The organism is Streptomyces sp. P5F9 (genome assembly GCF_057961495.1).
Genome location: NZ_JBXVPZ010000707.1, coordinates 2,444 through 3,443, shown reverse-complemented (window position 1 = coordinate 3,443; position 1,000 = coordinate 2,444). Strand labels below are relative to the sequence as shown.

At 71.3% G+C, this 1,000-nt stretch carries 2 protein-coding genes; both read left to right on the top strand.

The features are described from left to right. Positions 1 to 569: NAD(P)/FAD-dependent oxidoreductase (locus AC31A1_RS48800; protein ID WP_489659494.1), on the top strand; the 569-nt coding region annotated here is incomplete at its 5' end. A 202-nt stretch (positions 570 to 771) separates the two neighbouring features. Then, on the top strand, positions 772 to 1,000 hold a 229-nt coding region (locus AC31A1_RS48795), incomplete at its 3' end, for a PucR family transcriptional regulator ligand-binding domain-containing protein (RefSeq protein ID WP_489659493.1).

Genomic DNA, 1,000 nt, shown 5'->3' with positions numbered 1-1,000 from the left:
AGATCGGGTGGGTCGGGCGGGAGACCTTGGGCGACACCGCGCACGGGCATCTGTATGCCCAGCGCACGCTGGACGACCGGATCGCGATCGGGGGGCGGGGGGTGCCGTATCGGTTCGGGTCGCGGACCGACTCCGACGGGCGGGTGGCCGACCGGACGATCGATGAACTGACCGAGACCCTGCACAAGGTGCTGCCGCAGACCGCCGGCGCCCGTGTCGACCATGCCTGGTGCGGGGTACTCGCGGTGCCGCGGGACTGGTCGGCGACGGTGGGGCTCGACCGGGTGACCGGGCTCGGCTGGGCCGGGGGGTACGTGGGGCACGGGGTGACCTCTACGAACCTTGCCGGCCGTACTCTGACCGATCTGGTGCTGGGGCGTGAGTCCCGGTTGACTCGGTTGCCGTGGACCGGTCATCGGCCGGGTACATGGGAGCCGGAGCCGTTGCGGTGGCTCGGGGTGCGGGGGCTCTACGTGGCTTATCGGCTGGCGGATCGGCATGAGGCGGGTGGGCGCATGCGAACGTCCCCGATAGCCACGGTCGCGGATCACATCGCACGCCGGCCCTAACCCCGCCAGGGGCGCGGGACTGTGTCCATGTGCGGCTCCGCCGCGTGCGCGCGACCAGCCACAACGAACCCGCACCCGCCAACCCAACAGGCACCCCCACGGCGAACAGGCGCACACCCCCTGAGGAGCTTGCACAGTCCTCGCCCCACCCCGCAGAGTGTTCCGGAACCACACCGCCACACCTCCGGAGGAACCCGCGCCCATGCCGTTTCTCACGGTCGCCGACGTACTGCGACTGCCCGTCATCGCGGCCGGGCTGCCCCGAGTTGCGGCCGGGGAAGGGCAGTTGGGGCGCACGGTTCGGTGGGTCCACGTCACCGAGCTTCTTGATCCCGCCTCGTTCCTGGAGGGCGGGGAGCTGGTGCTCACCACGGGCATGCCGCACCCCTCGGACCCGACACAACTGCGCGGCTACGTCGACCAGTTGGCGG